The following is a 6,617-nucleotide window of genomic DNA, read 5'->3' on the forward strand; positions in this document are numbered from 1 at the left end:
TGTCAGATGGCAGTATCTCTAAATGATATTAAAACAAAAATCGCCTCAACAAAAAATACGAGTCAAATCACTAATGCCATGCAAATGGTATCAGCTGCTAAGCTAGGTCGCTCTGAAGAAGCTGCTCGCAACTTCCAAGTTTACGCTCAGAAAGTTCGCAAACTTTTGACAGATATTCTTCATGGTAATGGAGCTGGTGGCTCAACCAATCCCATGCTGATTAGCCGTCCTGTGAAGAAGACAGGCTATATCGTCATTACTTCAGATCGCGGTTTGGTTGGAGGGTATAATTCTTCTATTCTGAAAGCCGTTATGGAGTTGAAAGAAGAATACCACCCAGACGGTACAGGTTTTGAAATGATCTGTATCGGTGGAATGGGAGCTGATTTCTTTAAGGCTCGTGGTATTCAACCACTTTATGAATTACGTGGCTTGGCGGATCAGCCTAGCTTTGATCAAGTTCGTAAGATTATTTCAAAAACTGTTGAAATGTACCAAAATGAACTCTTTGATGAACTCTATGTTTGCTACAACCACCATGTCAATACGCTAACCAGTCAAATGCGTGTGGAACAAATGCTTCCGATTGTTGACTTGGATCCAAATGAAGCGGATGAAGACTACAGCTTGACTTTTGAATTGGAAACCAGCCGAGAAGAAATTTTGGAGCAGTTGTTGCCTCAGTTTGCAGAAAGTATGATTTACGGTGCCATTATCGATGCCAAGACAGCTGAGAATGCTGCTGGTATGACAGCCATGCAAACAGCGACTGATAATGCTAAGAAAGTCATCAATGATTTGACAATTCAGTATAACCGTGCCAGACAGGCGGCGATTACACAAGAAATTACAGAAATCGTAGCAGGTGCTAGTGCCTTAGAATAGGCTCTAGTCCAGCTCGTATGAAAATGAACTTAGGACCTAGTTGAACTAGGAACCGACAGTATCTTATATAGAATAGGAGAAGGAGATGAGTTCAGGTAAAATTGCTCAGGTTATCGGTCCCGTTGTAGACGTCTTGTTTGCAGCAGGGGAAAAACTTCCTGAGATTAACAATGCACTTGTCGTCTACAAAAATGACGAAAGAAAAACAAAAATCGTCCTTGAAGTAGCCTTAGAGTTGGGAGATGGTATGGTTCGTACTATCGCCATGGAATCAACAGATGGTTTGACTCGTGGAATGGAAGTATTGGACACAGGTCGTCCAATCTCTGTACCAGTAGGTAAAGAAACTTTGGGACGTGTCTTCAACGTTTTGGGAGATACCATTGACTTGGAAGCTCCTTTTACAGAAGACGCAGAGCGTCAGCCAATTCATAAAAAAGCTCCAACTTTTGATGAATTGTCTACCTCTTCTGAAATCCTTGAAACAGGGATCAAGGTTATCGACCTTCTTGCCCCTTACCTTAAAGGTGGTAAAGTTGGACTCTTCGGTGGTGCCGGAGTTGGTAAAACCGTCTTAATCCAAGAATTGATTCACAACATTGCCCAAGAACACGGTGGTATTTCAGTATTTACCGGTGTTGGGGAACGTACTCGTGAGGGGAATGACCTTTACTGGGAAATGAAAGAATCAGGCGTTATTGAGAAAACAGCCATGGTCTTTGGTCAGATGAATGAGCCACCAGGAGCACGTATGCGTGTTGCCCTTACTGGTTTGACAATCGCTGAATACTTCCGTGATGTAGAAGGCCAAGACGTGCTTCTCTTTATTGATAATATCTTCCGTTTCACTCAGGCTGGTTCAGAAGTATCTGCCCTTTTGGGTCGTATGCCATCAGCCGTTGGTTACCAACCAACCCTTGCTACGGAAATGGGTCAATTGCAAGAACGTATCACATCAACTAAGAAGGGGTCTGTAACCTCTATCCAGGCTATCTATGTGCCAGCGGATGACTATACTGACCCAGCGCCAGCAACAGCCTTCGCTCACTTGGATTCAACAACAAACTTGGAACGTAAGTTGGTACAATTGGGTATCTACCCAGCCGTTGACCCACTTGCTTCAAGTTCACGTGCCTTGGCACCTGAAATCGTTGGAGAAGAGCACTATGCAGTTGCTGCAGAAGTAAAACGTGTCCTTCAACGTTACCATGAATTGCAAGATATCATTGCTATCCTTGGTATGGATGAGCTTTCTGATGAAGAAAAGACCTTGGTGGCTCGTGCCCGTCGTATCCAGTTCTTCTTGTCACAAAACTTCAACGTTGCGGAACAATTTACTGGCCAGCCAGGTTCTTATGTTCCAGTTACTGAAACGGTACGTGGCTTTAAGGAAATCCTTGATGGTAAATACGACCACTTGCCAGAAGATGCCTTCCGTGGTGTAGGTTCTATCGAAGATGTGATTGCAAAAGCTGAAAAAATGGGATTTTAAGAGGTGATCTATGACTCAGTTAACTGTCCAGATCGTGACACCAGATGGTCTCGTCTATGATCACCATGCCAGCTATGTATCGGTTCGAACTCTGGATGGTGAGATGGGGATCTTGCCACGACATGAAAATATGATTGCGGTTTTAGCAGTTGATGAAGTAAAGGTGAAACGTATTGATGACGAAGATCACGTGAACTGGATTGCAGTAAATGGCGGTGTTATTGAAATTGCCAATGATATGATCACAATCGTCGCTGACTCTGCAGAACGTGCTCGTGATATCGATATCAGTCGTGCAGAACGTGCCAAACTTCGTGCAGAACGTGCAATTGAAGAAGCACAAGACAAACACTTGATTGACCAAGAACGTCGTGCGAAGATTGCGCTGCAACGTGCCATTAACCGTATTAATGTCGGAAATAGACTATAAGAAAAAATGAACTTGAAAATTCCAAGTTCATTTTTTTATGGTGTTTTATACTCAATAAAAATCAAAAAGCAAACATAGGAAGTTAGCCATAGGTTGCTCAAAACACAGTTTTGAGGTTGTGGATAGAACTGACGAAGTCAGTAACCATACCTACGGTAAGGCGACGCTGACGTGGTTTGAAGAGATTTTTGAAGAGTATTAAGGAGCAAAACGGATGCAGACTGCTTCGGGAACATGGAAGTCGTTGGAGAGTTCTGCTAGACGACCATTGTCACAATTACGTTTAAAGACAGTTGCATTGTCAGAGTCTTGGTGGACAGCAATGAGAAATTTTTGGTCAGGTGTCAAATCAAAATCACGTGGAGTCTGACCATGTGTTGGAACGATTTCTAATAACTCTAAGCTACCGTCCGCAAGGATGGTATATACTGCGATAGAATCATGACCACGGTTAGAAGCGTAGAGGTATTTACCGTCTTTAGAGAGACGAATAGCAGCGGTTCCATTAAAGCCTTCATAACCGTCTGGTAAAGTTGAAATAACCTGCATACGTTCAAATTCGCCAACACCATCGTAGATTAAAACCTCGATAGTACTATTGAGTTCACAAATCAGATAAGCGATTTTATAGTGGTTATGGAAAACGATATGGCGTGAGCCTGCTCCTGGCTGGCTGTGATAGGTGTAGAGCTTAGATAATTTTCCTTCTTGGTCAAGGTCATAAGTGATGACTTGGTCAGTACCCAAATCGCAGGTCACTAGATAGTGGTCAGGTGTTAAATCTGTATAGTGAACATGAGGAGATGCTTGATTTTCATGTGGACCTTGGCCACTGTGTTGATCTACATCACTAAGTAAAAGGCTCCCATCCTTCTGACGTTTATAAACCAGTACCTGTCCTTTATGGTAGTTGGCTGCATAGACCAAATTACGCTTTTCATCGACAGCAACATAACAGTGGGGAGCTCCTTCCTCAACGACATGATTTAACACAGTCCCGTCAGTTTGATAGGCTGCAATTCCCCCCTTATCGTCTTGACTACCAACGGTGTATAAATGTTGGTGCTGGTCAAAGGCAAGGTAGGTTGGACTTGGTTCAGCTGCAAAAAGTTCTAGGTTTGAAAGCTGACCAGTTTCTGTATCAAAGTCAGCCTTGTAAATCCCTTGGGAAGTCCGACGTGTGTAAGTTCCAAAATAAACAGTTTCTTTCATAACTTTACCTCTATATAAAGATAAGACTATTATATCACAAAAACAAGCCAATTAAAGACATCCAATTAGATGTAAGCACTTTAAAAAAGAGTTATTTTGATTTAAAAATGGTATAATGAGAGAACGATAGAAAGGAAGTATTTATGGAACAAAAAGAGAAACATTTTAGCCTGTCTTGGTTTTTCAAGTGGTTTTTGGATAACAAGGCCATTACGGTATTTTTGGTAACCTTATTATTGGGACTGAATCTTTTTATTTTAAGTAAGATTAGTTTTCTATTTTCACCTGTTTTAGACTTTTTGGCAGTTGTGATGCTGCCAGTTATTCTATCTGGTTTACTATATTATTTATTAAATCCTATTGTTGATTGGATGGAGAAGCATAAGGTGAATCGTGTCATAGCTATCACTATTGTCTTTGTCATCATCGCTATCTTTATCATTTGGGGCTTGGCAGTAGCTATTCCAAATCTGCAACGTCAGGTTTTGACCTTTGCAAGAAACGTTCCTGTTTACTTAGAAGATATAGATAGGATTGTTAATGGATTGGTAGCCCAGCACCTGCCAGATGATTTCAGACCTCAGTTAGAGCAGGTTTTGACAAACTTCTCTAGTCAGGCTACAGTTTGGGCGAGCAAGGTTTCATCTCAGGCAGTCAACTGGGTGAGTGCCTTTATTAGCGGAGCTTCTCAAGTGATTGTTGCCTTGATTATCGTTCCTTTCATGCTCTTTTATCTCTTGCGTGATGGGAAAGGCTTGCGTAACTATTTGACCCAATTTATGCCAAGAAAATTGAAGGAACCTGTTGGACAAGTTTTATCAGATGTGAATCAACAGTTGTCCAACTATGTTCGAGGGCAAGTAACAGTGGCTATTATTGTAGCAGTAATGTTTATGATTTTCTTCAAGATTATTGGTCTACGCTATGCAGTTACGTTGGGGGTTACTGCTGGTATTTTAAATCTGGTTCCTTATCTTGGTAGCTTTCTAGCCATGCTTCCTGCCCTAGTATTGGGGTTGATTGCTGGTCCAGTTATGCTTTTGAAAGTAGTGATTGTCTTTATCGTAGAACAAACTATTGAAGGCCGTTTTGTCTCTCCATTGATTTTGGGAAGTCAATTAAACATCCATCCCATTAATGTTCTCTTTGTTTTGTTAACTTCAGGATCTATGTTTGGTATCTGGGGAGTTTTACTTGGTATTCCAGTTTATGCCTCTGCTAAGGTTGTCATTTCAGCCATTTTCGAATGGTATAAGGCAGTCAGTGGTCTATATGAATTAGAGGGCGAGGAAGTCAAAAGTGAACAATAGTCAACAGATGTTACAGGCTTTGGAGGAGCAAGATTTAGCCAAGGCTGAGCACTATTTCGTCAAAGCTTTAGAAAATGATCCAAGTGACCTTCTGTATGAGTTGGCAACTTATCTTGAAGGAATTGGTTTTTATCCTCAGGCAAAGGAGATTTACCTGAAAATTGTAGAGGATTTCCCAGAGCTTCATCTTAATCTAGCTGCAATTGCTAGCGAGGATGGTCAAATCGAAGAAGCCTTTGCTTATCTTGAGGAAATCCAAGCTGACAGTGACTGGTATGTTTCGGCTTTGGCTTTGAAGGCAGATCTTTACCAGATGGAAGGTTTGACAGATGTGGCGCGTGAGAAATTGCTGGAGGCTTTGACCTACTCAGAGGATCCTCTCTTGATATTGGGTTTGGCAGAGTTGGATAGTGAGTTGGAAAATTACCAAGAGGCCATTCAAGGCTATGCCCAGTTAGATAATCGTACTATTTATGAGCAAACGGGCATTTCCACCTATCAACGAATTGGTTTTGCCTATGCCCAGTTAGGGAAATTTGAAACGGCTACTGAGTTTTTAGAAAAAGCCCTGGAGTTAGAATACGATGACCTAACAGCTTTTGAGTTGGCCAGCCTTTACTTTGATCAAGAAGAATACCAAAAAGCCACCCTTTACTTTAAGCAGCTTGATACCATTTCTCCTGACTTTGAAGGCTATGAATATGGTTATAGCCAGGCCTTACATAAGGAACATCAAGTTCAAGAAGCCCTGCGTATCGCTAAGCAAGGCTTAGAGAAAAATCCCTTTGAAACTCGCCTCTTGCTAGCTGCTTCGCAATTCTCTTATGAATTGCATGATGCAAGTGGGGCAGAAAATTATCTCCTAACAGCTAAAGAAGACGCTGAGGATACAGAAGAAATCTTGCTTCGTTTAGCCACTATTTATCTGGAGCAGGAGCGTTATGAGGATATTCTAGACTTGCAGAGCGATGAGCCAGAAAATCTCTTGACCAAGTGGATGATTGCTCGTTCCTATCAAGAAATGGACGATTTGGATACTGCCTATGAGCATTACCAAGAGTTGGCAGGAGATTTAAAGGACAATCCAGAGTTTTTGGAACACTATATCTATCTCTTGCGTGAATTGGGCTACTTTGAGGAAGCAAAAGTCAATGCACAAGCTTACTTAAAACTGGTTCCAGATGATGTGCAAATGCAAGAACTGTTTGAGAGATTGTAAGAATGTTTAAACATATAGAACTGTAGTTTATCTCTTTTGATAGCTACGGTTTTTATTATGGCTTCAAGC

The 6,617-nt window shown here is 41.5% G+C and carries 6 protein-coding genes; 5 read left to right on the forward strand and 1 reads right to left on the reverse strand.

Translation table 11 applies throughout. The features are described 5' to 3' along the window. Window positions 1–6: 6 nt before the first annotated feature. From HT693_RS08885 to HT693_RS08895, 3 genes are all read left to right on the forward strand, one after another. Complete coding sequence (locus HT693_RS08885) at window positions 7–885, forward strand: F0F1 ATP synthase subunit gamma (RefSeq protein WP_000301222.1); 879 nt, start codon at window positions 7–9, stop codon at window positions 883–885. Window positions 886–970: 85 nt separating this feature from the next. Beyond that, entirely contained in the window at window positions 971–2,377 is a 1,407-nt protein-coding gene (gene atpD / locus HT693_RS08890) for a F0F1 ATP synthase subunit beta (protein WP_000094362.1), read from the forward strand. 10 nt (window positions 2,378–2,387) lie between these two features. Next, window positions 2,388–2,807 (forward strand): F0F1 ATP synthase subunit epsilon, encoded by a 420-nt coding sequence (locus tag HT693_RS08895; protein WP_000192870.1) that lies wholly within the window; start codon window positions 2,388–2,390, stop codon window positions 2,805–2,807. A 198-nt stretch (window positions 2,808–3,005) separates the two neighbouring features. Here the strand turns inward: HT693_RS08895 and HT693_RS08900 are convergent, their stop codons facing one another. Then, complete coding sequence (locus HT693_RS08900; protein WP_000665626.1) at window positions 3,006–4,019, reverse strand: lactonase family protein; 1,014 nt, start codon at window positions 4,017–4,019, stop codon at window positions 3,006–3,008. A gap of 143 nt (window positions 4,020–4,162) precedes the next feature. Between HT693_RS08900 and HT693_RS08905 the strand changes: the two genes are divergently transcribed. Both HT693_RS08905 and HT693_RS08910 read left to right on the forward strand, forming a co-directional pair. Next, the gene (locus HT693_RS08905; protein ID WP_000435449.1) at window positions 4,163–5,329 is read left to right on the forward strand and encodes an AI-2E family transporter; all 1,167 of its coding nucleotides are present in this window, start codon (window positions 4,163–4,165) and stop codon (window positions 5,327–5,329) included. Beyond that, the gene (locus HT693_RS08910; protein WP_023941003.1) at window positions 5,319–6,548 is read left to right on the forward strand and encodes a tetratricopeptide repeat protein; all 1,230 of its coding nucleotides are present in this window, start codon (window positions 5,319–5,321) and stop codon (window positions 6,546–6,548) included. The genes HT693_RS08905 and HT693_RS08910 overlap by 11 nt, the downstream gene beginning before the upstream one ends. Window positions 6,549–6,617: the final 69 nt, after the last annotated feature.

This window comes from Streptococcus sp. 2154 (assembly GCF_013277255.1).
GTDB lineage: Bacteria > Bacillota > Bacilli > Lactobacillales > Streptococcaceae > Streptococcus > Streptococcus pseudopneumoniae.